Here is a 1,208-nt window from a genome sequence, read left to right on the forward strand (position 1 = left end):
GCGTTTTTTTATTTCCTAGAAGCATTCTTTACCAAAGCCGCGTAAAGCCCTTCGATTTATCCGTGGGGATATAAACGGCCTAATATTTGCTGACTACTGTATATAATCACAGCATGTCTAAAGCGCCGCAAACAAACATTCGGGTTCTACGGGAGCGCGTCAAGGATAAGCATGGCGCTTTCTTGGACGCTCAATCAAAAGAGGTGAACTTCGTTTGGAACTTTTGTAATGAGTTATCAAGCAAGCATACCGAGCGCACTGGGCAGTTCATGTCCAGCTACACGATGGACAAGTACACCGCTGGCGCTACAAAAGAAGGTTTAAATATCCCCGCCTCCACAGTTCAAGCTATTAGCGCTGAATACTGTACCCGCCGCAAGCAGTTTAAGAAGTGCCGGCTGGCCTGGCGCAAGAGTGGCGGTAGCAAGCGATCTCTCGGTTGGATACCTTTTAAGAAAGATGCCATTGTCTATCGCAACGGCCAAATCTTTTTTCAAAAGAAACCCATTGGCATTTTTAAGTCTTATGATCTTCAAGACAAAGTCGTTAAGTGTGGATCTTTTAGCCAAGATGCTCGTGGACGCTGGTATGTTAATTTGACCGTAGAGGTTCAAATCGCTACCGTTAATACAAGCACTAAAACTGTTGGTATTGATTTAGGCTTAAAGACTACCGCCGTCACCAGCGATGGCGATCAAATGGTCTCGCGGCGTTATCGGGAGTTGGAGGGTAAGTTGGCCATGTCCCAACGTGCTAACAAAGCCAAGCTCTCGAAGACCATTAGCGCCAAGATTAAGAATCGCCGTAATAACGATCAACACCAGTTCTCACGGCTTTTAGCCAATGAGTATGGTGCGATCTTTGTCGGAAATGTATCCAGTAGCAAACTCATTAAAACCAAGATGGCGAAGTCTGTGCATGATGCAGGCTGGAGTCAATTTAAGACAATGTTGGAATACAAGTGCCATGAGGCAGGTGTTGTCTTTTTAGAGGTCAATGAGAGTAATACAACCCAAACCTGTTCTTCGTGTGGCGAAAAGCCACCGTCGAGGCCGAAAGGTATCGCAGGACTTGGAATAAGAGAATGGGCTTGCGACTGTTGTGGAGTCATCCACGATAGAGACATTAATGCCAGCAAGAACATTCTCCGTATCGGACTAGATACGCTAGCAGTAGGAGCCTCGCAGTTAAATCAAGGGAGATTTGAA

General features: G+C 45.9%; 1 protein-coding gene. It reads left to right on the plus strand.

The window, feature by feature from the left end; translation table 11 throughout:
• Positions 1-113 precede the first annotated feature (113 nt).
• Positions 114-1,208: RNA-guided endonuclease InsQ/TnpB family protein (locus tag CBI30_RS11025; protein ID WP_088528330.1), on the plus strand; the 1,095-nt coding region annotated here is incomplete at its 3' end.

This window comes from Polynucleobacter aenigmaticus (assembly GCF_002206635.1).
Classification (GTDB): domain Bacteria; phylum Pseudomonadota; class Gammaproteobacteria; order Burkholderiales; family Burkholderiaceae; genus Polynucleobacter; species Polynucleobacter aenigmaticus.